The organism is Paraburkholderia tagetis (genome assembly GCF_022213065.1).
GTDB lineage: Bacteria > Pseudomonadota > Gammaproteobacteria > Burkholderiales > Burkholderiaceae > Paraburkholderia > Paraburkholderia tagetis.
Map to the genome: position 1 here is coordinate 1 of NZ_JAKLJA010000045.1, position 24,610 is coordinate 24,610.

The window sequence follows — 24,610 nt, forward strand, 5'->3', positions numbered from 1 at the left end:
TCTTCATTCGAGGGGTGCAAGGTAACGTCCTGCCAGACCGCGCCAGCATCATGCTCCGCGTGTCTCTAGGTGGGGGATTTTGAGGTGCCCACAGGTGGGGGAATTTGCCCGCCCATCGGGGCCAACTCTTGCTTCAGGCTATGAGTCCAACTGATTCGCGTTGGGTCGGTGTCGATGAAGCCATCCAGCTTGGCTTCCCGCGCCTTTTTGTCCAGCCCATTCGTCGCTTGTGCAAACCGAGCCACTTCGCTGTTATATGCGTCGATCATGCGCGTCATGTTCGCGGCGACGGCGGACTTGGAAGAGTTGTAACACCAAGCATCGCGCTGAGTTTTGACGCCACCCGAGTAGCTTTCGAACAGCGCCTGCGGCTCTTTTCCGTCCTTGTCGCCGAGCGCAATGTACTCCCCGAAGCCGTCGTCCCGCTGCTTCAACCAATCTCCGTGCTGGTCAGGCGTGATCGACCGCCAGCCACGCACTTGCGTGATTCCGTCGATGCTACCGAAGGTGCTGATCTTGGCTAGTTTCTCTTCGCGCGTCAGGTAGTCACCGATGTCATGGAAGAAAATCTGGCCGTGCTGTGTGGCGTCCGGGTTCTTGACCAAGATGGAGATGGCAATCGGTGCGCGGCTGCCGCCACCAAAAATCTTGCCGCCTTCCCTGCGCGACACTTCACCGGAAGTTCTCTGATTTCCCCGCAGGTGGAACACGTGGATGCTGCTGAACTCGTCAGCCAGACACTTTCGCAAGCCATCGGCCGTGTTTGCTTCAAGGAACCCTGCATTGGTCACAAAACCGATCACACCGCTCTTGCCGATCCGGTCGCTGGCCCAACGGATCGCACGAATGTAGCTGTCATACAGCGCGTTCTTGTTCGTGGCACTGGACCGCTCGGCATAGGTGCTTCGGATGCGACTGTCGAGATGCGGGTACGCCACATTCTGGTTGTTGTCGTTCGCGCTGTCCTGACCGGCTGAATAGGGCGGGTTGCCCATGATGACCCGGATGTCGAGCTTCTTCTGGCGTTTACGGCGGGCACTGTTGCTTGCCTGAACCGCATCAACCAAGTCTTCTTTCTCGTAAAGCTGAAAGGTATCTGCAAGACATATGCCTTCGAACGGCTGATACTTTCCGCCGACGATGCCGTGATACACGGCTTCTATGTTCACGGCGGCGATATAGTAGGCCAACAGCACGATCTCATTGGCGTGGATTTCGTGTTTGTACTTGTGCGGCAGTTCTTCGGGCTTGATGAGACCGCTTTGCAGAAGACGCGTCACAAACGTGCCCGTACCGACGAACGGGTCGATGATGTGGACGCCCTTGCTACCCAAGGTCTGGCCGAACTCGGACTGCAACACATGCCCGACACTATGAATGATGAAGTCCACGACTTCGACCGGCGTGTAGACAATGCCAAGTTTGTCTCGAAGCAGCGGGAACGCCTTGGCAAAGAAATTGTTATATAGCTCCACCACGATTTTCTGCTTGCCCGATGCATTGTCGATGCCTTCGGCCCGCATCTTCACGCTCTCGTAGAACCGTTCCAGCGTGTCGGATTCTTTATCCAGTCGGTGTTCTTGCAAAACGTCCAACACGCTCTGCATCGCCAGCGACATCGGGTTGTGCTTCGCGAAGCTGTAGTCGGCGAACAAGGCGTCGAAGACCGGCTTAGTGATGAGATGCTGCGCCAACATCTCGATGATCTCGCCATCCGTGATGCTGCCGTTCAGGTCGTCACGCAGTTCGGCGGCGAATGCGTCGAATGCTTCCCGCTCCTTGGTGTTGGCCGGGTTCTCGATAATGCCGGTGATGCGGTCGATGTGGGTCCGGGCGATCTTGGCAATATCGTTCGCCCAATCTTCCCAATGGTGACGGTTGCCGACCTTCTGTACCAGTTTCGCGTAGATAGCCTTCTCGATCTCGCCGATCTCGAATTCCAGTTCATGCTGTTCTTGCACGGTGCGCTTCTTGACCGCTTCGCCGATGGTGAAGCCGCCCTTACCAGCGTCCTTATTCTTCGTCCCGTTGGTTTTCTGCTGCTTCTTCTGAATCTTGTCAGTGATCGCGATGACTTCCATCTTGCTGGTGTCCTTGCCGATCAAGTCGAGCTTGTTCACCATCGCATCGAAGCGGTCATCGTGCGAGCGTAGGGCTTGCAAGACCTGCCAGACCACGGCATAGGTCTTGTTGTCGTTCAGGGCTTCATGCGGTTCGACACCGGCCGGAATCACGACCGGCAGGACGACATAACCGCGCTTCTTGCCCGGTGCATTGCGCATCACGCGACCGACTGACTGCACCACGTCAACCTGCGAGTTACGCGGCGTCAGGAACAGCACGGCATCCAATGCCGGTACGTCCACACCTTCGGACAAGCAACGGACGTTACTGAGAATGCGACAGGTGTTTTCGGGCGTCTCGGCCTTCAGCCATGCCAGCTTCGCTTCCTTCTCGCTGGCGTTCATGCCACCGTCAACGTGTTCGGCTTCGCAGTGAAGTCGCGCCGCCTGTTCAAACTCTTCGGTTTCTTCGCTTTCTTGATACGCTTCGACGACCGATTGGAACATCCCGGCGATCTGTTTCGAACTGACCTTGTGCGTCTTGGCCCCTTTCGAGACTTCAATGACCTGACAGAAGGCTACCGCACGGCTCATGGGATCGCCGTCGCCAACCAAGTCTTCGGTCAAGCCCTGCTTCGAAAGCGCCTTCCAGCAGCCGACGATCTTGGCAGCATCGTCCACCTTCAACTGGTTGTTCTCATCGCGCAGCAGGTCTTGCAGACGCCGGTTGACGTGCGTCTCTTCGACTGCCAGCACGATCACCTTGTAATCCACCAGCAACCCGCGCTTCACGGCTTCCGAGAAGGTGATGACGAACAGTTCTTCCCCGTACAGGGCCTTGTCGTCCATCGAGCAAAGCGCCACGTTGTCACGTTCAGCCGTGGCCTTGGCTGAATCCCCATAGATACGTGGCGTCGCCGTCATGTACAGGCGCTTGGCAGAGCGGATGTAGTCGGCGTCGTGGACCCGGACGAAGGTGCTTTCGTCATCGTCGCCGAAGGTCGCGCCGGTCGTGCGGTGCGCTTCATCGCAGACGATCAGGTCGAAGTCCGCCATCCCGAACTGCTTTTGCGCACGGCTGATGACATCAATTGAGTGGTACGTGCTGAACACGACGCTCATGTGCGATGCGTCGTGCCGCTTCGACATCTCTTCTACCAGTCGTGCCGAATTCGTGGTTGCCGGATAGCGCAGTTCATGGACGAAGGTCTGAACCATGTCGTCTTCTTTCTTGCGCTTCTTGCCAACGTCGCTGTCGGAACAAACCGCGAAGCTATGAAGCGGCGTCTCACTCTCCTGCGTCCACTCCGTCAAGGTCTGGCTCAACAGCGACAAACTCGGTACAAGGAACAGCACCCGCTTGCCAGCACCGGCGATTGTTTCGGCGATCTTCAGCGCGGTCATTGTTTTGCCCGTACCACAGGCCATTATCAGCGTCCCACGGTCGGCATCGGCCAGACCATGAACAACTGCGTTCAATGCACCCTGTTGGTGCGGGCGCAGTTCCTTCTTCGCCTTGATGACCGGCGCGGCCTTGGGATGGTACTGGCCCCAATCGATCTGGCTTTCTTCAAGGGCGGTCAGGTCGATCTTGCTGACTGGTGGCTGCTGGTCCAGCAACGCATCTTCGGCGTGTTCGCTCCAATGGTTCGTCGTGGCGACGATGATCCGGCGCGTGAAGGGCTTCTTGCCCGATGCCGTGAAGAAGCTGTCGATGTCGCCTTTCTGGACCTTGTAGTCCGGCGCGTACATCTTGCATTGAATCGCATGGAACTCGTCAGTGCCACGCGTCTTCGCCACAAGATCGATGCCGGTGTCCCGCTTGTCCAACCCCTGCAAGTCAGCCCATTCCGCATAGGCCCACACGTCGCTATACAGATCGCGATACGTGGCTTCGTTCCGCAAATAGGTGACGATCAACTCTTCGAAGTAGGTTCCTTTCTCCCGTTCAGTAACGGCAGTGTGGCGGAAGGTATCGAGTAGTTTTTCGAGTGCGGTCATATGTGTTGTTGCTTTCGTTATGGCGCTTCAGCCATGAAGCCGACATTATGCCTTCCGCCCAATCAACCGACACCTGACGAATTCGCGAAGCACGGGCAGAAAAGCCGAAAGGAGACACCCACGACATGGGTGGGCGCAAGATTGTGTGTTCTTCACCACAACATTGCCACGAGATGACTCGTGCCGGTATTGCGCAGAAGCCGCCAGTCGGCATCGCTGACGGCGTCTTGCGCGCCCGTTGCCAGCGCAACCACGATGCCGCGATGCGGCGCGTCGGCGAGCACCGCGTCGATGCGTGCACGCACCGCAGAGCGCACGCGTTCGATGCGAACGCCCATGCCCTGTGCATCCGCCGCCAGCCGTCGTGCGTGTTCGGGACGGTTGACGTAGCCGGTCGCGCGCACGCCGCGCGAGAGCAACGTGGTTTCCGGATCGCGCAGGCCGAAGTTGCCCTCGCCATGCGGACGTTTCAGCCGCACAGTCAAACGCCAGCGTGCGCCGGGTTCGATGCGTGGCAACGGCGCATCGCGCGCAACCCAGGTGAGCTGTATCAGTTGCGGCAGCTTCGCACCTGGGGCGCGTGCCGACCAGGACTCCACGGCGAACAGGAAGCTCGCCCTGCTTTCATCGTGGGCGAGCATGCGGGCGATATGTCCGGTCACGTCGATGTCGCGCGCCTGCCAGGCAGCGGGCAGCGCTTCGGCGAGCCGCAACTCCGCGCGCCAGGCTCCATAGCCGAACCCCGCACACGCCGAAGCCACGACGACGGCAGTCCATCCGGCGAACGTGCGCACGCCAGTCATGCCACCCGCACGCCCCGCACCACGTGTAGCATCGCGCAGCATCCACACCGCACCCAGCACAGCAAGCGCCGCCGCCACCGTCAACCCGAACCACGCGCCCCGCCCCGGCAACGCCGTCTGGCGTTGCAGCACGATCACCCCGAGCGCAAATCCGCACCACACTGCCCGCATCGCGCCTCCTTCGTTACGAGGGACGCGCCAGCACGAACCGCATATCGTTGCGCGCGCAACTTTATGCGGCAGCTTTATCGCGCGACTCGTGTGAATAGAGTGAAGCGCGCGCCACCTCGAAGGAATTATGCAGACGAAAGTGCGAGCCGGGGCAGCGCCGCCGCGGCATTGGCCGTTGTGCCAAGAGCGAGTTCCTCGGGCGTCAAGCCGCGCAAGGCAGCGAGCACGGCGCCGATGCGCGGCACCTGATCCGGCGTGTTGCGCGCCCGATAGAGCCAGGACGGCGAGATGTCGGGCGCGTCGGTTTCCATGACGATCGCTTCGAGCGGCAATTGCTCCGCGAGCCGCCGGATCTGCAAGGCCCGCTCGAAGGTCAGGTTGCCGCCGAAGCCCAGATGCACGCCCTGCTCGATAAACGCGTTCGCCTGCTGGAAACTGCCGTTGAACGCATGCGCGATGCCGTGGCGCACACCATGACGGCGCAGGCCCTTGAGCACCAGATCCTGCGACTTGCGCACGTGACAGATCGCGGGCAATTCGAACTCGCGGGCAAGACGCAGTTGCGCGTCATAGAAGTGTTGCTGGCGCGCGTCGTCGAGGCCCGGAACGAAGTAATCGAGGCCGATCTCACCGATGCCGACGAAACGCGAATCGGCGAGGCTCGCTTCGATCTCGGCGCGCAGCACGTCGAGATCTTCGTCGCGCGCTTGCGGCGTATAGAGCGGATGAATCCCGAGCGCGTAGACCGCGCCCGGTGTCCGATGCGCGAGCGCGCGCACGGTTGCGAAATTCTCGCGCGCGACGGCGGGAATCACGATGCGCGTGACGCCCGACGCGCGCGCGGCCGACGCCACCGCATCGCGGTCGCCGTCGAACTCGCTGGCATCGAGATGGCAATGCGTATCGATCCACATGAAAAGCGCGCTCCCACCGCGTGGTCCATTACACCGGCACGACCGGCTCCTCGTGCAACGTGCCGTCGCGCAGCCGCACGATGCGGTCGCAGCGCGCCGCGAGGTCCTGATCGTGCGTGACGATCACGAAGCTCGTCTGGAACTGATCGGACAATTCGAGCATCAGGTTGAACACCGTGTCCGCCGTGCTGCCGTCGAGATTGCCGGTCGGCTCGTCCGCCAGCACGCAGGCGGGCCGCGTCACCAGCGCGCGCGCGATGGCCACGCGCTGGCGCTCGCCGCCCGAGAGCTCGCCGGGGCGATGCCGCGCGCGATGGTCGAGGCCCACGCGCGCGAGCATCTCGAGCGCCTCGCGGCGCGCGTCGTCCTGTGTCATGCGGCGGATGCGCAGCGGCATCGCCACGTTGTCGAGCGCCGAGAACTCCGGCAGCAGATGGTGGAACTGGTAGACGAAGCCCAGCGCGCGATTGCGCAGGTCGTTGCGCTCGCGCTCGGACAACTCGGTAAACGGCTTGCCCAGCAGCTTGACATTGCCGGTGCCCGGCTCGTCGAGCCCACCCAGCACGTGCAGGAGCGTGCTCTTGCCCGAGCCCGACGCGCCCACGATCGCCAGTTTCTCGCCGCGCTTCACGGCGATTTCGGTGTCGTGCAAAACGTTCACGGCCAGCGCGCCCTGCCCGAACACCTTCGAAACACCATGCCCTTCGAGCACGTATGGATAGTCGCCCGCCGTGGCGAGGATCGATTGACGGTTATTCATAACGCAGCGCCTCCGCCGGACGAACCTTGGCCGCGCGCCAGCTCGGATAGAGCGTCGCGAGCGCGGAAAGCACGAACGCAATCGAGCCGATGCGGATCACGTCGGAGGCGACGAGTTCCGAGGGCAGCTCGCTGATGAAATAAACGGACGGCGGCAGGAATTGCACGCCGAAGAGATGCTCGATCATCGGCACGCTCCATGGAATGCTCCACGCGATCAGGCAACCGAGCGCGATGCCGATACCCGTGCCCGCAAAGCCGATCGTCACACCCTGCACGAAGAAGATCTTCATGATCGAGCCGGGCTGCGCGCCGAGCGTGCGCAGGATCGCGATATCGGCCTGCTTGTTGGTGACGGTCATCACGAGCGACGAAACCAGATTGAACGCCGCCACCGCGATGATAAGCGTGAGAATGATGAACATCATGCGCTTTTCGATCTGCACTGCGGAGAACCAGGTCTTGTTCTGCTGCGTCCAGTCGCGGATATAGAGATCGCCCGAAAGCGTATGCACGAGCTGGCGCGCGACCGCCGGCGCGCGCTGCATGTCCTTCAGGCGCAGGCGCACGCCGCTTGGCGCGGCGAGGCGGTAGAGCACTTCGGCGTCGCGGATATTGATGAGCGCGAGTGAGCTGTCGTACTCGTAGTGCCCCGACTCGAACACGCCGGCCACCGTGAACTGCTTCAGGCGCGGCAGCATGCCCGCGGGCGTGATGCTGCCTTCGGGCGCAACGAGCGTGACTTTGTCGCCCTTCGTCACGCCGAGATTCGCGGCAAGGTCGCCACCGAGCACGATGTTGAAGCTGCCCGGCGTGAGATCGTCGAGGCTGCCTGCCTTCATTTCCTTATTGATATCGGACACCTGCGGCTCTTCGGACGGCTCGACGCCGCGCAGCGCGACGCCGCTCAAGCTCTCGCCGCGCGTGAGGAGCGCCTGCGCATCCACGTAGGGCGCGGCGCCGATCACCTCGGGGTTGGCCTTCGCCTCTTTGGCCGTGAGCTGCCAGTCGGGCATCGTGCCCGTGGGCGAGAAGATTTCGATGTGCGCGAGCACCGAGAGCATGCGGTCGCGCACGTCGCGCTGGAAACCGTTCATCACCGAAAGCACGACGATGAGCGCCGCCACGCCAAGCGCGATGCCCGACATCGAAATGAGCGCGATGAATGAAATAAAGCCGTTGCCGGTCGTGCGCTTGCCGGCGCGGGTATAGCGCCAGCCTATTTGCCATTCGTAGGGAAGTTTCAAGCGAATCCTTTTGTACGTCTTCGTTGCGCGTGGGGCGCGCCGGCCCGCAAGCTGAATTACATGCCGCAGCGACTCGGCGGCCCGCCGGGCGATCAACCCGGCGATCAACCGCGAAGTTTGCCACACTACAGACACCTCACGGACTTTGCACCGCCTCGGCCCGCCGCATGCGCGGCTCTGGCTCTTTCCATTGGATGCGGTTTGCACACCCAGGTGCCCAGCTTGCTTACGATAAGTCACTGATTCCTATGGAGCTCTTGTCGAGCTTGCACGAAATTCCTGCGCAACTGCGCCTGTGGCCATTGCTGGCCACGACGCACACCGGGACCCGGGCATGACGCGTGCCGCACCCAGGCGCCACCTGGGCCGAAGTACAATGCGCACCATCATGCCTGTCGATCGTCTCCATCTCCTCGTGCCGTTCGCGCTGCCATCTGCTGCGGCAGCCTCGACCGCGCTTTCCGGCCTCGAATATCCAGCACTCTCGAAGCTGGTCGCGCGCGCGACCATGGGCGAGCAGGTGATCGGCGAGGATTTTCAGCGCACGCTGCCGCACGAGCGCTGGGTTGCGCGCGCGTTCGGAGCCGCCGCAAACCAGACGAAGGCCGGCGCCGCAGCCGACGACGAAGCCCCGCTTGCCCCGTGGATGCTGCTCGCTGACGGCGGCACGCCCGGCGACGCCACCTGGGCCTGCGTCCAGCCCGTGCACGTGCGCATCGCGCACGACCACCTGGTGCTGATCGACCCGGCTTCGCTCGAACTCGCCGACGCCGATGCCGCCGCGCTCTACGCCGTCGCCAAGCCGCTCATCGAAGAGTTGGGGGTGCGCGTCGAAGCACCCTCGCCGCAGCGCTGGTATCTGTCGAGCGAGCATTTCGGCACGCTCGCGGGCGCCTCGCCGCTGCGCGCGAGCGGACGCAATATCGAAATCTGGCTGCCGCACGAGGCCCACTCGGGCCAGCGCTCGCGCGCATGGATGAAGGTGCAAAACGAGGTGCAGATGGCCTGGTTCGAGCACCCGGTCAACGAAGCGCGCGAGGCGCGCGGCCTGCCCGCCGTCAATTCGATCTGGTTCCACGCACAGGGCGCGCTACGTCCGGTCACGCGGGCGTTCGCGCGCGTGCGCTCGGATGCCGCGGCCACGCGCGGGCTCGCGCTCGCCGCCGGCGCCGAGCTGGGCGCGGCGCCCGACACGTTCCGCGCGCTTGCCGCCTCGGCCGGCAGCGCGCCCCGCAGTAAGCCTGACAGTACGCCCAACGGCGCGTCCAACAACGCACCCAACCGCACCCCGAACGGCACTGCCAGCGAAAGCGCGCACGCGAACGGCGCCACGCTCGTCGAGCTCGATCCGTTCTCCGCCGCCTATATCCAGCAGGACTGGGGCCGCTGGAACGCCGCGTTCGCGCAACTCGAGCGCGACTGGTTCGCGCCCGCGCTCGCCGCCCTCCAGGCGGGCGAGCTGGCCGAGCTCGGCTTCACGCTGTGCGGCGACACTGGCTCGGTCACGCTCACGGCCACGCGCGGCGACCTGCGCAAATTCTGGCGACGCCGTGAGTTTGCGTCGCTGTTCATCGAATAACGTCCAACGTCTCCTCCACGCGTTTTTTTCCACGCGTTTTTTTCATGACCTCTCACGCATGACCCGAATCGTCACCCGCGCCTGCTCCCCCGCCGATACCGAAGCCCTGGTCCGCCACGGCCTGCATCCAGTGCTTGCCCGGCTCTATGCCTCGCGCGGCGTGTGCCAGCCCGACGAGATCGAGACCGGCCTCAATCGACTGATCCCGCCCGCCGGCATGAAAGGCCTCGACGACGCCGCGATGCTGCTCGCCGACGCGCTCGAAGCGGAGTGCCGCATGCTCGTGGTCGCCGACTACGACTGCGACGGCGCGACGGCCTGCGCCGTGGCCGTGCGCGGCCTGCGCATGCTCGGCGCGCAGATCGACTATCTGGTACCGAACCGCTTCGAGTACGGCTACGGCCTCACGCCCGAGATCGTCGCGCTCGCCGCACAGCGCAAGGGCGGCCAGCCCGACCTGCTGATCACGGTCGACAACGGTATCGCCAGCGTGGAAGGCGTGGAGGCCGCCAACGCGCTCGGCATCGAAGTGCTCGTGACCGACCACCACCTGCCCGGCGACACGCTGCCCGACGCACGCGCCATCGTCAATCCGAACCAGCCGGGCTGCACGTTCGAGAGCAAGTGCATCGCGGGCGTGGGCGTCATGTTCTATACGCTGCTCGCCTTGCGCGCCGAGTTGCGCACGCGTGGCTGGTTCGACGAAGCGCGCCCCGAGCCGCGTCTGGATGGTCTGCTCGATCTGGTCGCGCTCGGCACCGTCGCCGACGTCGTGAAGCTCGACTGCAACAACCGCGTGCTCGTCGCGCAAGGCTTGCAGCGCATCCGCAACGGCCGCATGCAGCCCGGCATCGCCGCGCTGTTCCGCGCCGCGGGCCGCGACGCGAAAAGCGCCTCGGGCTTCGATCTGGGCTTCGCGCTCGGGCCGCGCCTGAACGCGGCGGGCCGCCTCTCGGACATGTCGCTCGGCATCGAATGCCTGACCACCGACGACGTGGGCCGTGCATGGGAGCTCGCCCAGCAGCTCGACACGATGAACCGCGAGCGCCGCGAGATCGAAGCGGGCATGCAGCAGCAGGCGCTCGCCGATCTCGCCAACGTCGATCCGCAGGACAATGCCACGCTCACGCTTTTCAACGAGGGCTGGCATCAGGGCGTGATCGGCATCGTCGCGGGGCGGCTCAAGGAGAAGTTCCACCGCCCCTCCTTCACGTTCGCGCCCGCCGACGATAACGGCGAGCTCGTGAAGGGCTCGGGCCGCTCGATCCCCGGTTTCCATCTGCGCGACGCCGTCGATCTGATCAGCAAGCGCGAGCCCGGCCTCATCCACAAGTTCGGCGGGCACGCGATGGCCGCCGGCTTGACGATCGCCGCCGCTGACGTGCCGCGCTTTGCGGCCGCGTTCGAGCGCGTGGGCCGCGAGTGGCTGTCCGCCGAAGCGCTCGCACGCACGGTGGAGACCGACGGCGAGCTCGAAGATGCCTGGTTCACGCCCGATTTCGTCGAAATGCTCGACGCGGCGGTCTGGGGCCAGGGCTTTCCGGCACCCGTGTTCTCGGGCGAATTCGAGGTGGCCTCGCAGGCGCTCGTAAAGGACAAGCATCTGAAGCTGCAACTGCTGCGCGGCCGCCAGCGCTTCAATGCGATCTGGTTCAACCATACCGAGTCGCTGCCGCAGCACACGACCGTCGCCTACCGGCTCGTGCGCGACACGTGGAACGGCGTCTCGCGCGTGCAACTCGTCGTGGAGCACGCAGCGCTCTGAGCAGGACGCGAGGCACGCCGGGGTCACGCCCGGCGCCGCCGCACTGCCCGCCGCGCCCTTGACGCATGTCCAATCGGCTATAATTTGATGTTTTACAAGCCGGATCACGACACAAATGGAAGCGGAACGTCTCAACGCGATCGAAGCCCTTTTGGCGGACCTGCGCACGCGCGCAGGCGAGCTACGGGGGTATCTTTGACTACGACGTAAAAGCCCGACGGCTCGTCGAAGTCAACAGCGAACTCGAAGACCCCAACGTCTGGAACGACTCCAAGCACGCCCAGGGGCTCGGCAAGGAAAAGAAGTTGCTCGAGGGCGTAGTGCACGTGCTCGACGGCATCGAGAACGACACGCGCGACACGCAAGACCTCTTCGAGATGGCCCGCGAGGAAGGCGATGAGGACACGCTCCTCGCCATCGAGACCGACGCCGGCGAGATCGAAAAGCGCGTGGCCGACGTCGAGTTCCGCCGCATGTTCGCGAATCCGGCCGACCCGAACAACGCATTTATCGACATCCAGGCGGGCGCGGGCGGCACCGAGGCCTGCGACTGGGCTTCCATGCTGCTGCGCCAGTACGTGCGCTACTGCGAGCGCAAGGGCTTCAAGACCGAAGTGCTCGAAGAGTCCGAAGGCGACGTGGCCGGCATCAAGAGCGCGACGATCAAGGTCGAAGGCGAATACGCCTACGGCTTCCTGCGCACCGAAACCGGCATTCACCGCCTCGTGCGCAAGTCGCCGTTCGACTCGTCGGGCGGTCGCCACACGTCGTTCTCGTCGGTGTTCGTGTATCCGGAAATCGACGATTCGTTCGAGATCGAAGTCAATCCGGCCGATCTGCGTATCGACACCTACCGCGCTTCGGGCGCGGGCGGTCAGCACATCAACAAGACCGACTCCGCCGTGCGTATCACGCACATGCCGTCGGGCATCGTCGTGCAGTGCCAGAACGACCGCTCGCAGCACCGCAACCGCGCCGAAGCCATGGCGATGCTGAAGTCGCGCCTGTACGAAGCCGAAATGCGCAAGCGCCAGTCGGAACAGGACAAGCTCGAAGCGGGCAAGTCGGACGTGGGCTGGGGTCACCAGATCCGCTCCTACGTGCTCGACAACAGCCGCATCAAGGATCTGCGCACGAACGTCGAAATCAGCAACACCAAGGCCGTGCTCGACGGCGATCTCGACGCGTTCATCAGCGCGAGCCTGAAACAGGGCGTGTAAGCCGGGCGCGCCCCAAGGCGCCGCCCTCTCCTGCCGCGCCGCCTGCCGCCTCCATCGAGAGCGAGCGGTGCGCGCGGCGGAAACCGAAGTCCGCACGATATGCCACACGAGGTCAGACAGACCCCGAAAGGCGCTGCGGCCCGCGAGGCACCTCGCCCGGGCCGCAAACAGAAACATCCGCAGAAATACCCGCAGAAGCACCCGCGAATCCAATCATCCGAGCCACCATGACCGAACCGACCCAGCCGAACGCGGCCAGCGACGCGCCCGAAGTCGACGACAACCAGATCATCGCCGAGCGCCGCGAAAAGCTGCGCGCGCTGCGCGAAGCGGGTGTCGCCTATCCGAACGACTTCCGCCCCACGCACCACGCCGCCGACCTGCAGCGCGACCACGCCGACACCGACAAGGACGCGCTCGAATCCCAGGCGCTCGAAGTGTCGATCGCCGGCCGCATGATGCTCAAGCGCGTGATGGGCAAGGCGAGCTTCGCGACGGTGCGCGACGGCTCGGGCCAGATCCAGTTCTTCATCACGCCCGCCGACGTGGGCGAGAGCACCTACGACGCCTTCAAGAAGTGGGACCTGGGCGACATCGTCGCGGCCAGGGGCGTGCTGTTCCGCACCAACAAGGGCGAGCTCTCGGTGCGCTGCACGCAATTGCGTCTGCTCTCCAAGTCGCTGCGTCCGCTGCCGGACAAGTTCCACGGGCTGTCCGACCAGGAAATGCGCTATCGCCAGCGCTACGTCGACCTGATCGTCACGCCCGAAGCGCGCCAGACCTTCCAGGCGCGCACGGCCGCGATCTCGTCGGTGCGCCGCTTCATGGCCGACGCCGGCTTCATGGAAGTCGAAACGCCCATGCTGCACCCGATCCCGGGCGGCGCTGCGGCCAAGCCCTTCGTCACGCATCACAACGCGCTCGACATGCAGATGTTCATGCGCATCGCGCCCGAGCTCTATCTGAAGCGCCTGATCGTGGGCGGCTTCGAGCGCGTGTTCGAGATCAACCGGAATTTCCGTAACGAAGGCGTCTCGCCCCGTCACAATCCGGAATTCACGATGATGGAGTTCTACGCCGCGTACACCGACTACGCGTGGCTCATGGACTTCACCGAGCAGTTGATCCGCCAGGCCGCCATCGACGCGAGCGGCAGCGCCGTGCTCACGTATCAGGGCCGCGAGCTCGATCTGTCGAAGCCGTTCCATCGTCTGACGATCGTGCAGGCGATCCAGAAGTACGCGCCGCAATACACGACCGAGCAGCTCGCCGATGCGGCGTTCCTGCGCACGGAGCTGAAGAAGTTCGGCGTCGATGCGAACCAGCCGCAATTTCTCAACGCCGGCGTGGGTTCGCTGCAACTGGCGCTCTTCGAAGAGACTGCCGAGTCGCAACTGTGGGAACCGACCTACATCATCGACTACCCGATTGAGGTCTCGCCGCTCGCACGCGCCTCCGACACCGCGCCGGGCATCACCGAGCGCTTCGAGCTCTTCATCACGGGCCGCGAAATCGCCAACGGCTTCTCGGAGCTCAACGATCCGGAAGATCAGGCTGCGCGCTTCAAGAAGCAGGTCGAGCAGAAGGACGCCGGCGACGAGGAAGCGATGTTCTACGACGCCGACTACATCCGCGCGCTCGAGTACGGCATGCCTCCGACTGGCGGCTGCGGTATCGGCATCGACCGTCTGATCATGCTGCTCACGGACAGCGCCAGCATCCGCGACGTCATTCTCTTCCCGCATCTGCGCCGCGAAGACTGAGCATCGACACGCCACGGCGCGCTTCTTTCGTCGAAGAGGCGCGCCGAACGGGGCGCATGCGGTTCACGCCGCATGCGCCCCGTTTGCTTTTTTCGACGCCTTTTTCGGTGCGCTTGCGTGACGCTGCGTCGGCTACCTTCAGTTTGCCTTTCAGCCATTTGTAACGAGCGGTAAAGACGGCCGCCCCGCTGCCCGCGCACGCCAGGTGCTGCGCGCTCGAAACCGGCGTCATATAGGGCTACGCGACCATCACCATCGGTCGATCCCTTTTTCAATTTGCGCACGCGCAAGCAGGGTTACAAATTGAAACGTCCGGGCGAGGGAATTGGCTCAAACTGGTCCAAAGAAAACCAACTCTGCTAAAGACGGAGCCTCTCATGAACAATCCCGATCCGAAATCGACCACACCGAACCGCCGTATTCATCCGCTCGTCGCCACTGCGGCAGCGGCTGTCATTGTCGCGAGCCTTGCGGCCACGGCGGCCATCACCGGCGTCTTCCCGAAGGCCTCGAGCACGGCCGAACAAAGCGCCCAAACCCAGACTGGCCAGACCGCGATGATGGCGTCGCAACCCGTGGTCGACTCGACTCGCCCTGTGACCAGCGCACAAATTGCACAAAACGGCGCTCAGAGCGGTACGCCAGAGAACGCCCCGAATGCCGCCCAAAACAACGCGCCCGCGCAGCCACAGCCTGCGCCCGCAGCCCAGCAACAAGCTGCGGCACCGGCCGCCCCGCCGCCGCAGTACAGCCAGCAACCACAGCAATACGCTCGGGAGGCCCCGCCCCAGCAGGCCGAGTGCGCCTCGTGCGGCGTGGTCCAGAGTATTTCCGAAACGCGCCACGAAGGTCACGGCACCGGCATTGGCGCGGTGGGCGGCGCAGTCGCGGGCGGCGTGGTCGGCAATCAGTTCGGCAGCGGCAACGGCCGCACGGCAATGACGTTACTGGGCGCGCTGGGTGGCGGCCTCGCCGGCAATTCAGTGGAAAAGCATCTGCGCAGCACCACGAGCTACTCGGTACGCGTGCGCATGAACAGCGGCAAGATGCGCTACTTCACTTATCACGAAGCGCCGCCGTTCCAGCAGGGCCAGCGCGTGCGAGTCGAGCACGGCATGCTCGCCGCAGGCTGAAGATACGTGATTGCGTGCACCTGTCCTGCCGCCTGAGCACAACAGCCACAAACGAAAAAGGCGATTCGCCGTGCGGGCGAATCGCCTTTTTCATTGCTGCCTGCGGTAACCCGCGGCAACCCGAGCCAACGCAGGTCAGTAGTCCGCGTCTTCGATCCAGGCCGCCTGGATTGCCTCCAGGATCTTCTCGTTCGAGCGCTCGGGATCGTCGTCGAAGCCTTCGAGCTCGGTGATCCAGCGATGCAGATCAGTGAAGCGCACATACTGCGGGTCGATCTCCGGATGCGTATCCGTCAACGCCATTGCGATGTCCTGCGTATCGGTCCATTTCATGGCAGCGCGCTCCTCTCTCCGATGGATTAGTGATTTTCCTTCGCGTGGTTGATCGAGTAACGCGGAATCTCGACCACCAGGTCATCTTCGGCGGGCACGAGGGCCTGGCACGACAGCCGCGAAGTGGGCTCCAGACCCCACGCCTTGTCGAGCAGGTCGTCTTCAGTTTCTTCCGACGGCTCGAGCGCATCGAATCCTTCGCGCACGATCACGTGACAGGTCGTGCAGGCGCATGACTTCTCGCAAGCATGTTCGATCTCGATGCCGTGCGCGAGCAGCGCATCGCACACACTCTCACCCGGCTTGGCGTCGATGACCGCGCCCTCCGGACACAGTTCGACATGGGGCAGCACCACGATTTGAGGCATTGTGATTTCCGTATCCAATAACTTCTGTATCGGGCGCAACCCGTCTGCCGACGGTGTCATCGCCCATTCTACTGACGTCGCGCGCCTTGCAGCATCGGGAAAGCACGCACGCGTCGCGTGCTTTCCGGCGTACCTCCCGGCGCGTTTGCCGGTGCGCGCTCAAACGTCCCAACGTCCGGTCCCAACGTCCATTAAGCGTTCATTGACCGCGCATGGAGGCGCGCGCCCAGGCGCGCATCGAGTGGCGTTTAGCCTATCTCGTCGAGCTTCTTGCCCGCGAGCGCGCGCTTGATGCCCTTGTTCATGCGCCGGGCGGCGAACTCGTCGGTGCCCTCGGCAAGCGCCTTGGTCGCCGCTTCGATCGCGCCGGTGTCCTCGCCCTGCGCGATTTGCACGAGCGCGGCGACCAGCGTATCGAGTTGCGTGCGCTCGGCTTCGTCGAGCAACTCGCCATCTGCGGCCAGCGCCGAGTTCGTCGCTTCGATCACGCGCTGCGCCTCGACCTGGGCCTCGCGCAGCGCGCGCGCGCGCATGTCGATATCGGCCGTCTTGAAGCTGTCCTCGAGCATCTTCGCGATGTCGTCGTCGGCGAGACCGTAGGACGGCTTCACCACCACCGACGCCTCCACGCCCGAAAGCTGCTCGCGCGCGAACACGGACAAGAGCCCGTCGGCATCCACCTGGTAGGTCACGCGGATGCGCGCCGCGCCCGCCGCCATCGGCGGAATGCCGCGCAGCTCGAAGCGCGCGAGCGAACGGCAGTCGGAGACGAGTTCGCGCTCGCCCTGCACCACGTGGATCGCCATCGCGGTCTGACCGTCCTTGAAGGTCGTGAAGTCCTGCGCGCGCGCGACCGGGATGGTCGAGTTGCGCGGGATGATCTTCTCGACGAGGCCACCCATCGTCTCCACGCCGAGCGACAGCGGAATCACGTCGAGCAGCAGCCAGTCGTCCTCGCCGCCGCGGTTGCCGGCGAGCAAATCGGCCTGGATCGCCGCGCCGAGCGCGACGACCTGGTCCGGGTCGAGATTTGTGAGCGGCGCCTGGCCGAAATACTGCTCGACGGCGCGGCGGATCACCGGCATGCGCGTCGCGCCGCCCACCAGCACCACGCCCTTCACGTCCTTCGCGGCCACCTTGGCGTCGCGCAGCGCCTTCTTTGTGGGCGTGAGCGTGCGCTGCACGAGGGCCTGCGTGAGCGCCTCGAAGCGCGGCTCGTCGATCGTCAGCGCAATCTGCTTGCCGTTCGAGAGCGCCACTTCAACGCGCGCCTCGGGTGCCGACGAGAGCGCTTCCTTCGCGTCGCGCACACGGTCGAGCAGGAGGCGCACGTCTTCGGGCTTGAGCGCCGCGCGCTCGATGCCGGACTGCTCCAGCACCCAGGCAAAGAGCACGTGATCGAAGTCGTCGCCGCCGAGCGCGGAATCGCCGCCCGCCGCGAGCACTTCGAATACGCCCTTGGTGAGCTTGAGGATCGACAGGTCGAAGGTGCCGCCGCCGAGGTCGTAGACCGCGTAGAGCCCTTCGGCGCCGTTGTCGAGACCGTAGGCGATCGCAGCGGCAGTGGGCTCGTTCAGCAGGCGCAGCACGTTCAGGCCTGCGAGGCGCGCGGCGTCCTTGGTCGCCTGGCGCTGCGCTTCGTCGAAGTACGCAGGCACCGTGATGACCGCGCCGACGAGTTCGTCACCGAGCGTGTCTTCGGCGCGCTGGCGCAGCGTGGCGAGAATTTCCGCCGAGACCTCGACCGGGCTCTTCACGCCGTCGACGGTCTGGATCTGCACCATGCCCGGCGCGTCGACGAAGTCGTACGGTGCGTTCGCCGCGCCTTCCACTTCGGCCTTGCCGCGGCCCATGAAGCGCTTGACCGAGACGATCGTGTTGCGCGGGTCGCTAGCCGCGTCGGCCTTGGCCGTGCGGCCGATGCGACGGCCGCCGTTCGCGAGATAGCGCACAACCGACGGGAGCAGCACGTGACCGTCTTCGTCGGGCAGCACGTCGGGCACGCCGCTGCGCACCGCGGCGACCAGCGAGTTCGTCGTGCCGAGGTCGATGCCGACGGCGAGCCGCCGCTGATGCGGCGCCGGCGCCATGCCGGGTTCGGAAATTTGCAGTAATGCCATCTGTGTGATCTGTTGCGGGCCGTCTCGCATCGTCTGTTCGACGCGTCGACAACCCTGTGCCGTATCCGTTTTCTACGCCCTTTTTCGCCGTGCGCCCAGCCAGACAAGCCAGACCGACTGGCCGGGGGCCTAGTCTTCCAGCCGCTCGATTTGCGCGTCGACTTCCGCCGCGACGCGCTCGACAAACATCAACTGGCGCACGGCTTCCGCCGCCGGCTGGTTCGAGCCGCTGTCGAGCAACGCGCCCAGCTTCGCGAGGCGCACGCGCTCGTCATCGCGCAAGTCGCCCGCGAGCGCATCGAGCGCGTCGACGTTCTTCGCGCCCACCGCATCCTCGATCGCCTCGCGCCACTCCATTTGCTGCATCAGGAACGCGGGTTCCATGGCCGTGTTGTTCTCCGCGCCGACGTCGATGCCGCGCAAATGCAGCAGATACGTCGCGCGCTTGAGCGGGTCGCGCAGCGTCTGATATGCCTCGTTCGCGCGCGTGGCCCATTGCATCGCCACGCGCTTTTGCGCCTCGCCGGCCGCAGCGAAGCGGTCGGGGTGCACCTGTGCCTGCACGGTGCGGTAAGCGTGGTCGAGCGTGTCGGCATCGAGCGCGAACTGCTCGGGCAAGCCGAACAGCACGAAATGGCTATCGGAGAGCGAAGAGAGCGAGGCCATCGGATAAACGTTCTTGTGGGGCTGTCGTGGGGATCTGGCGCAGGCGCTGCTGCCGTGCACCACATCAAAAAATCAAAAAGGCGGCACAGGCCGCCTTTTCACCGCTACGCGCGGGCTCAAACGCGGAAGGACTCGCCGCAGCCGCACTCGTCCTTCACGTTCGGGTTATTGAACTTGAAGCCCTCGTTCAGGCCTTCGCGCACGAAGTCGAGCTCCGTGCCGTCGATATAGGAGAGGCTCTTCGGGTCCACGATGACCTTCACGCCGTGGCTCTCGAAGACGTTGTCCTCAGGCGCGAGCTCGTCGACATACTCGAGCTTGTAAGCAAGACCCGAGCAGCCCGTCGTGCGCACGCCAAGGCGCAAACCCACGCCCTTGCCGCGTCGGACCAGGTACTTCTGCACGTGCTGTGCCGCTTTTTCCGTCAACGTGATTGCCATAACGTTTCACCACTTCCCGCGTCGTTCGCTTCAGGCTTGGCACCTGCCTCGTCACGACGCGGTGCAGGCTTGCCTGCATCCAAAATCGTTCATCTCGCAGCAGCGCACCCGTGGGTTTGCCACTGCCCCGCCCGCTCGCGCGCCCCGATACGGCGCGCCTTTATCGCGAGCTTTTGCAGACTTTAAGCCGCAGCCTTTAAGCCGCGTCTGCCTTGGCTTCCGTCGTATGACGCTGACGGTAGTCGGCGACCGCTGCCTTGATCGCGTCTTCCGCGAGAATCGAGCAGTGGATCTTCACCGGCGGCAGCGCCAGCTCTTCGGCGATCTGCGTGTTCTTGATGTCGAGCGCCTGGTCGAGCGTCTTGCCCTTCACCCACTCGGTCACGAGCGAGCTCGAAGCGATGGCCGAGCCACAGCCATAGGTCTTGAACTTCGCGTCTTCGATCACGCCGTCCGCGCCCACGCGGATCTGCAGCTTCATGACGTCGCCGCATGCGGGCGCACCAACCATGCCGGTGCCGACCGCGTCGTCGTCCTTCGCGAACGAGCCGACGTTGCGCGGGTTTTCGTAGTGGTCCAGAACCTTGTCGCTATATGCCATGATCACACTCCTTCAATTCGTGTTTGCCGCGCTGCATCTGAGTTGCGCTGCGGCCTGTCCGGTTTTTGCTGCCGATTGGTTGGCGGCAAGCCTTAGTGCGCCGCCCACTGGATGGTCGACAGGTCGATGCCGTCCTGGTGCATTTCCCACAGCGGCGAAAGCTCGCGCAGCTTGGCGATCTTCGTCTGCAGCAGGTTGATCACATAGTCGACGTCCTGTTCGGTCGTGAAGCGGCCCACCGTGAAGCGGATCGAGCTGTGCGCCAGCTCGTCGTTGCGGCCGAGCGCGCGCAGCACATACGACGGTTCGAGCGACGCCGAGGTGCACGCCGAACCCGACGACACCGCCACGTCCTTGACCGCCATGATCAGCGACTCGCCTTCGACAAAGTTGAAGCTGATGTTCAGGTTGTGCGGGACACGCTTTTCCATGTCGCCGTTCACGTAGGTCTCTTCGATTTCCGAGAGGCCCTTGAGCAGACGGTCGCGCAGCATGCGCACGCGCTCGTTTTCCGTCGCCATTTCTTCGCGGGCGATGCGGAACGCCTCACCCATGCCGACGATCTGGTGCGTGGCCAGCGTGCCCGAGCGCATGCCGCGCTCATGGCCGCCGCCGTGCATTTGCGCTTCGATGCGCACGCGCGGCTTGCGGCGCACGTACAGCGCGCCGATGCCCTTCGGGCCGTAAGTCTTGTGCGCCGAGAACGACATCAGGTCGACCTTGAGCTTTTGCAGGTCGATGGGCGCCTTGCCCGTCGATTGCGCCGCGTCGACGTGGAAAATAATGCCCTTCTCGCGGCAGATCTCGCCAATCGTCTCGATATCCTGGATCACGCCAATCTCGTTGTTCACGTGCATCACGGAAACGAGAATCGTGTCGGGGCGGATCGCCGCCTTGAAGTCGTCCAGATCGATCAGGCCATCGTCCTTCACGTTCAGGTACGTGACTTCGTAGCCTTCGCGCTCGAGTTCGCGGCAGGTGTCGAGCACGGCCTTGTGCTCGGTCTTCACCGTGATGATGTGCTTGCCCTTGCTCTTGTAGAAGTGCGCAGCACCCTTGATCGCGAGGTTGTCCGATTCGGTTGCACCGGAGGTCCAGATGATTTCGCGCGGGTCGGCGTTGACGAGCGCCGCGACGTTCTCGCGCGCTTCCTCGACAGCGCGTTCCGCGTCCCAGCCATAGGCGTGGCTGCGCGACGCCGGATTGCCGAACTGCTCGCGCAGATACGGAATCATCTTGTCCACCACGCGCGGATCGACAGGCGTCGTCGCGCTGTAGTCCATATAAATGGGCAGGTGGGGAATGTCGTTATTCATCTATCGCTCCGGGGGATTCTGTCTGCTGCTTTGTGTATTGCGCTGGCCGTGGTCGGGACCCGAAATTCGGGATCAGGAGCCGGCCATGTTGAATATGGAATTCGGCCCGAGCGGTACCGTGCGCACCGGCTCAAGCGCCGGCGCCTCGGTGCGGCGGTCGCGCAGGACGGTGGGCGCGGCGCCTTCGCGGGCGCGCTGCTTGTCCACCAGATCCTTGAGGGACACCGAATCGAGGTACTCGACCATCTTCTGGTTCAGCGTCGACCAGAGCTCGTGCGTCATACAATGGCCGTCGTGCTGCTTGGTGCCTTCGCAGGCCCCCTTGCCGCCGCACTGGGTAGCGTCGAGCGGCTCGTCCACGGCGATAATGATGTCCGCAACGGTGACGTCCTCCGCGCGGCGCGCGAGGTTATAGCCGCCGCCCGGCCCGCGGACCGATTCGACGATTTCATGACGGCGCAGCTTGCCGAACAACTGTTCCAGGTACGACAGCGAGATATGCTGGCGCTGACTGATACCCGCAAGCGTCACCGGCCCCTGCTCCTGGCGCAGGGCCAGGTCGATCATCGCCGTGACGGCGAAACGGCCTTTGGTGGTGAGTCTCATGATGTAGGGGAACCGCAATTCTCGACAATTTTCGTCAAGTATAAATACATGACTAGTTTAGTCAAGTATCCGTGCCGCCAGTTGGGTTATTAGGCACATGACGAAAAGGGAAAACGGCGCAAAACTTGCATGAGGATGCGCCGCGACGTTCATCTTAGTCCGCCACTCGGTTCGTCAATTTGGGGCGCAACGCTGCCAGTAGGCCCGAGCAGGCCGCTTCGCACTGATCGAGGACCGCCTCAAACCCCGCAGCGCCGCCAAAATACGGGTCGGTGACCACACGTTCCTGCAAATGCGGCGCGAATTCCATCAACAGACGAATCTTGTCGCGCCCGGCGGGCGGCGCCACTTGCTCAAGCGCCGTTACATTGGCGTCGTCCATCGCAACGATCAAGTCGAACGTGCGAAAGTCTTCCACCGCGATCTGGCGAGCGCGCAGCGGCGCCAGATCGTAGCCCCGCTTCGCCCCGGCGCGCTGGGCGCGTTCGTCGGGCGCCTCGCCAATATGCCAGTCGCCGGTACCCGCCGAATCGACCGACACTTGCGCGCTCAGACCCGCCTCGTCGACAAGGCGCCGCATCACGGCTTCAGCCGTGGGCGAGCGGCAGATATTGCCGAGACAAACGAAGCAGACGGAAACCTTTTTCATCGTGTCGGGTGAGGCGGACGGACGGCGGCCTGGACCAGGCCATTGGACCACTCATTGAGCCACTGCGAGCGACCGCGGCGCAAACGAACTGCCGATTATACAAAGTGCCGGCGATATGCGCTGGCCTTGGCCAGCGCCATCGTCCCGTGACGGTTTAGATCGCGCTCGTCTGCGGCAGCGGCGTAGTGTTGTGTGTTGCCTTGACCGGGGTTTTGACGTGAACATTCGCATCGCCCGCGGTGCCAACCAGGCCATATGAAACCGCACGCGCCAGTTCGGCACTCACCTGATCGGCTGCCAGCGGAAACTGCTCCTGGGCAGTATTCAAGGCATGAACCCATGCAATCGCCGCGAGCGGCACAATCAGCGCCAGCGGCCAATACATCACTATTTTCTTTTTCATGATGCGACTCTCTCTCGACTGTAGGGCAATAGGCTCAGACGCACTATCGCCAGTCGAAATGATATAGATGACCGCAATCAGGAAAAACCCGATAAACATGAACACACTGTTGTCGCAGATTAAACAGTGCAGCGCCTGTCATTGATGGCTTGACGCAGCCGTTTCGTCACGTCTTCTGTGTTTGCCCTGTCGTGTCCAGATGCGTGTGCCGCGCGGCATACAGTTCGCGGAACGTGCGTCCGGTCGGAGCTGGCATGTCGCGCCCCTCGGTCCAGCCGCGCGCGAAAGGCAGCGTGCGAATAAGCCGAGCCTGCCCGCCCATGCGCTCCAGCGCACGCACGCCGAGCTTGGTAAGCAGCGCGTAGGCACTCGGATGCAGCGCGAACCAGCCCCACACCGCCAGCGCCGCACGCTCGCGCCAGGGACGCAAGTGCCGTTCGGTCTGCTTCTCGCGCAACTTGCGCAGCAGATCCGAGAGTGGGATGCCCACCGGGCAAACACTGTTGCACTCGCCGCAGAGCGTGGCGGCCTGCGGCAGATCGAGCGCCTTGTCGATGCCGACGTAGCTCGGCGTGAGAACGGATCCCATCGGCCCCGGATAGACCCAGCCGTATGCGTGTCCGCCCACCTTCTGATAGACCGGGCAATGATTCATGCAGGCGCCGCAACGGATACAGCGCAGCATCTCCTGGAACTCGCCGCCGATGAGCCCGGTACGCCCGCCGTCGACAAGCACGACGTACATATGCTCGGGCCCGTCCTGGTCTTGCGCGCCGCGCGGGCCCGTAAGAACGGAAAAGTAATTCGACGTGGCCTGCCCCGTCGCCGAGCGCGGCAGCAAGCGCATCGCAGTGGCAAGATCCTCGAGCGTCGGCAGGACCTTTTCGATGCCGGTGACCGCTACATGCACGCGCGGCATAACGGTACACATGCCTTCGTTGCCCTCATTGGTCACGAGCACGACCGAGCCCGTCTCCGCAACGAGGAAGTTGCCGCCCGTCACGCCCATGTCCGCCGAAAGGAAGTGCGGCCGCAGCACCTCACGCGCCTCGCGCGTCATGTCGGGAATTTCCGTGAGGCGTGGCTTGTGATGCGTCTTCGCGAACAGGTCGGCGATCTCGTCCTTGTCCTTGTGGACAACGGGCGCAATGATGTGACTCGGCGGCTCGTTATTGTTGATCTGCAGGATGTATTCGCCCAGGTCCGTCTCGATGGACTGCACGCCCATCTGCCCGAGCACCGTGTTGAGCTGCATTTCCTCCGAGACCATCGACTTCGTCTTGATGACCTTGCGCACCTCGTGCTTGCGCGCGATCCCGGCAACGAGCTTCGCCGCGTCGCGCGATGTCTCGGCGAACAGGACCGTCACGCCGCGTCGCGTTGCCTCGGCCTCGAACTGCTCGATCCAGACATCGAGATTCTCCAGCGCACGATTGCGGCGCTCCTTGAGCGCCGCGCGTGTGGCCGGAAAGTCGATCGCCGTGATCGCCTCCGCGCGCGCGGAAACGAACTTGGTCGAAAGCTTCTTGAGATTTTGCTGCAGACGCTGATCGGCCAGCTTCTGGCCAGCGCGCGCCTTGAATTGCATCGATTGAACTTGCATGGCGTGGAATCGGGGCGTAAATGCTTTCGTGTGCGGTCGGATTCAGGCGAATTCCGGTGGTATCGAGGGCCTTGAAGCTACGCCTGG

The 24,610-nt window shown here is 63.8% G+C and carries 22 protein-coding genes; 5 read left to right on the forward strand and 17 right to left on the reverse strand.

Features of this window, described 5'->3' with window-relative positions; genetic code table 11:
- Positions 1–65: 65 nt before the first annotated feature.
- From L5014_RS32010 to L5014_RS32030, 5 genes are all read right to left on the reverse strand, one after another.
- Positions 66–4,064 (reverse strand): DEAD/DEAH box helicase, encoded by a 3,999-nt coding sequence (locus tag L5014_RS32010; RefSeq protein WP_238467808.1) that lies wholly within the window; start codon positions 4,062–4,064, stop codon positions 66–68.
- A 152-nt stretch (positions 4,065–4,216) separates the two neighbouring features.
- Positions 4,217–5,038: a ComEC/Rec2 family competence protein gene (locus tag L5014_RS32015; protein WP_238467809.1), complete on the reverse strand. Its 822-nt coding sequence runs from the start codon at positions 5,036–5,038 to the stop codon at positions 4,217–4,219.
- A 125-nt stretch (positions 5,039–5,163) separates the two neighbouring features.
- Positions 5,164–5,952, reverse strand: coding sequence for a TatD family hydrolase (locus L5014_RS32020; protein ID WP_238467810.1), 789 nt, complete (start codon positions 5,950–5,952; stop codon positions 5,164–5,166).
- A gap of 28 nt (positions 5,953–5,980) precedes the next feature.
- Complete coding sequence (gene lolD, locus L5014_RS32025) at positions 5,981–6,712, reverse strand: lipoprotein-releasing ABC transporter ATP-binding protein LolD (protein WP_238467811.1); 732 nt, start codon at positions 6,710–6,712, stop codon at positions 5,981–5,983.
- Positions 6,705–7,958 carry a lipoprotein-releasing ABC transporter permease subunit gene (locus L5014_RS32030; protein ID WP_238467812.1) on the reverse strand — a complete coding sequence of 418 codons (1,254 nt, stop codon included), beginning with the start codon at positions 7,956–7,958 and terminating at the stop codon, positions 6,705–6,707. The genes lolD and L5014_RS32030 overlap by 8 nt, the downstream gene beginning before the upstream one ends.
- Positions 7,959–8,334: 376 nt before the next feature.
- Here L5014_RS32030 and L5014_RS32035 point away from each other — a divergent pair, with 376 nt between their 5' ends.
- The 4 genes from L5014_RS32035 to lysS all read left to right on the forward strand — a co-directional run bounded on the left by L5014_RS32035 (position 8,335) and on the right by lysS (position 14,285).
- The gene (locus L5014_RS32035; protein ID WP_238467813.1) at positions 8,335–9,537 is read left to right on the forward strand and encodes a regulator; all 1,203 of its coding nucleotides are present in this window, start codon (positions 8,335–8,337) and stop codon (positions 9,535–9,537) included.
- A 58-nt stretch (positions 9,538–9,595) separates the two neighbouring features.
- The gene (gene recJ, locus L5014_RS32040; protein WP_238467814.1) at positions 9,596–11,302 is read left to right on the forward strand and encodes a single-stranded-DNA-specific exonuclease RecJ; all 1,707 of its coding nucleotides are present in this window, start codon (positions 9,596–9,598) and stop codon (positions 11,300–11,302) included.
- 115 nt (positions 11,303–11,417) lie between these two features.
- Positions 11,418–12,522, forward strand: a protein-coding gene (gene prfB, locus L5014_RS32045) for a peptide chain release factor 2 (RefSeq protein ID WP_238467815.1) whose coding sequence is annotated in 2 segments (ribosomal slippage) — positions 11,418–11,498 and positions 11,500–12,522 — 1,104 coding nt in all. Because the reading frame shifts where the segments join, the coding sequence is not laid out codon by codon here.
- A gap of 227 nt (positions 12,523–12,749) precedes the next feature.
- Complete coding sequence (lysS, locus tag L5014_RS32050) at positions 12,750–14,285, forward strand: lysine--tRNA ligase (protein WP_238467816.1); 1,536 nt, start codon at positions 12,750–12,752, stop codon at positions 14,283–14,285.
- On the opposite strand, the gene L5014_RS32055 is transcribed toward lysS, so the two are convergent.
- Positions 14,251–14,517 (reverse strand): hypothetical protein, encoded by a 267-nt coding sequence (locus L5014_RS32055; protein WP_238467817.1) that lies wholly within the window; start codon positions 14,515–14,517, stop codon positions 14,251–14,253. The two genes, lysS and L5014_RS32055, sit on opposite strands and share 35 nt — an antisense overlap.
- Before the next feature lie 145 nt (positions 14,518–14,662).
- Between L5014_RS32055 and L5014_RS32060 the strand changes: the two genes are divergently transcribed.
- Positions 14,663–15,418 (forward strand): glycine zipper 2TM domain-containing protein, encoded by a 756-nt coding sequence (locus tag L5014_RS32060; RefSeq protein WP_238467818.1) that lies wholly within the window; start codon positions 14,663–14,665, stop codon positions 15,416–15,418.
- Between the two features lie 135 nt (positions 15,419–15,553).
- On the opposite strand, the gene iscX is transcribed toward L5014_RS32060, so the two are convergent.
- The 11 genes from iscX to L5014_RS32115 all read right to left on the reverse strand — a co-directional run bounded on the left by iscX (position 15,554) and on the right by L5014_RS32115 (position 24,523).
- The gene (gene iscX / locus L5014_RS32065) at positions 15,554–15,751 is read right to left on the reverse strand and encodes a Fe-S cluster assembly protein IscX (protein WP_238467819.1); all 198 of its coding nucleotides are present in this window, start codon (positions 15,749–15,751) and stop codon (positions 15,554–15,556) included.
- Between the two features lie 26 nt (positions 15,752–15,777).
- On the reverse strand, positions 15,778–16,119 hold the full coding sequence (gene fdx / locus L5014_RS32070) for an ISC system 2Fe-2S type ferredoxin (protein WP_238467820.1): 342 nt from the start codon (positions 16,117–16,119) through the stop codon (positions 15,778–15,780).
- Positions 16,120–16,367: 248 nt separating this feature from the next.
- A complete protein-coding gene (hscA, locus tag L5014_RS32075; RefSeq protein ID WP_238467821.1) occupies positions 16,368–18,239 on the reverse strand; it encodes a Fe-S protein assembly chaperone HscA in 1,872 nt (623 codons plus the stop codon).
- Positions 18,240–18,368: 129 nt separating this feature from the next.
- Positions 18,369–18,905, reverse strand: coding sequence for a Fe-S protein assembly co-chaperone HscB (hscB, locus tag L5014_RS32080; RefSeq protein ID WP_238467822.1), 537 nt, complete (start codon positions 18,903–18,905; stop codon positions 18,369–18,371).
- Between the two features lie 116 nt (positions 18,906–19,021).
- A complete protein-coding gene (iscA, locus tag L5014_RS32085; protein WP_028216880.1) occupies positions 19,022–19,345 on the reverse strand; it encodes an iron-sulfur cluster assembly protein IscA in 324 nt (107 codons plus the stop codon).
- 196 nt (positions 19,346–19,541) lie between these two features.
- Positions 19,542–19,946, reverse strand: a complete 405-nt coding sequence (iscU, locus tag L5014_RS32090) for a Fe-S cluster assembly scaffold IscU (RefSeq protein WP_028216879.1) — start codon at positions 19,944–19,946, stop codon at positions 19,542–19,544.
- Between the two features lie 92 nt (positions 19,947–20,038).
- On the reverse strand, positions 20,039–21,262 hold the full coding sequence (locus L5014_RS32095; protein ID WP_238467823.1) for an IscS subfamily cysteine desulfurase: 1,224 nt from the start codon (positions 21,260–21,262) through the stop codon (positions 20,039–20,041).
- Positions 21,263–21,334: 72 nt separating this feature from the next.
- Entirely contained in the window at positions 21,335–21,868 is a 534-nt protein-coding gene (gene iscR, locus L5014_RS32100; RefSeq protein ID WP_238467824.1) for a Fe-S cluster assembly transcriptional regulator IscR, read from the reverse strand.
- Between the two features lie 154 nt (positions 21,869–22,022).
- Positions 22,023–22,517, reverse strand: coding sequence for a low molecular weight protein-tyrosine-phosphatase (locus L5014_RS32105; RefSeq protein WP_238467825.1), 495 nt, complete (start codon positions 22,515–22,517; stop codon positions 22,023–22,025).
- 154 nt (positions 22,518–22,671) lie between these two features.
- Positions 22,672–22,920 (reverse strand): hypothetical protein, encoded by a 249-nt coding sequence (locus L5014_RS32110; RefSeq protein WP_238467826.1) that lies wholly within the window; start codon positions 22,918–22,920, stop codon positions 22,672–22,674.
- Between the two features lie 166 nt (positions 22,921–23,086).
- A complete protein-coding gene (locus L5014_RS32115; RefSeq protein WP_238467827.1) occupies positions 23,087–24,523 on the reverse strand; it encodes a lactate utilization protein B in 1,437 nt (478 codons plus the stop codon).
- Positions 24,524–24,610: the final 87 nt, after the last annotated feature.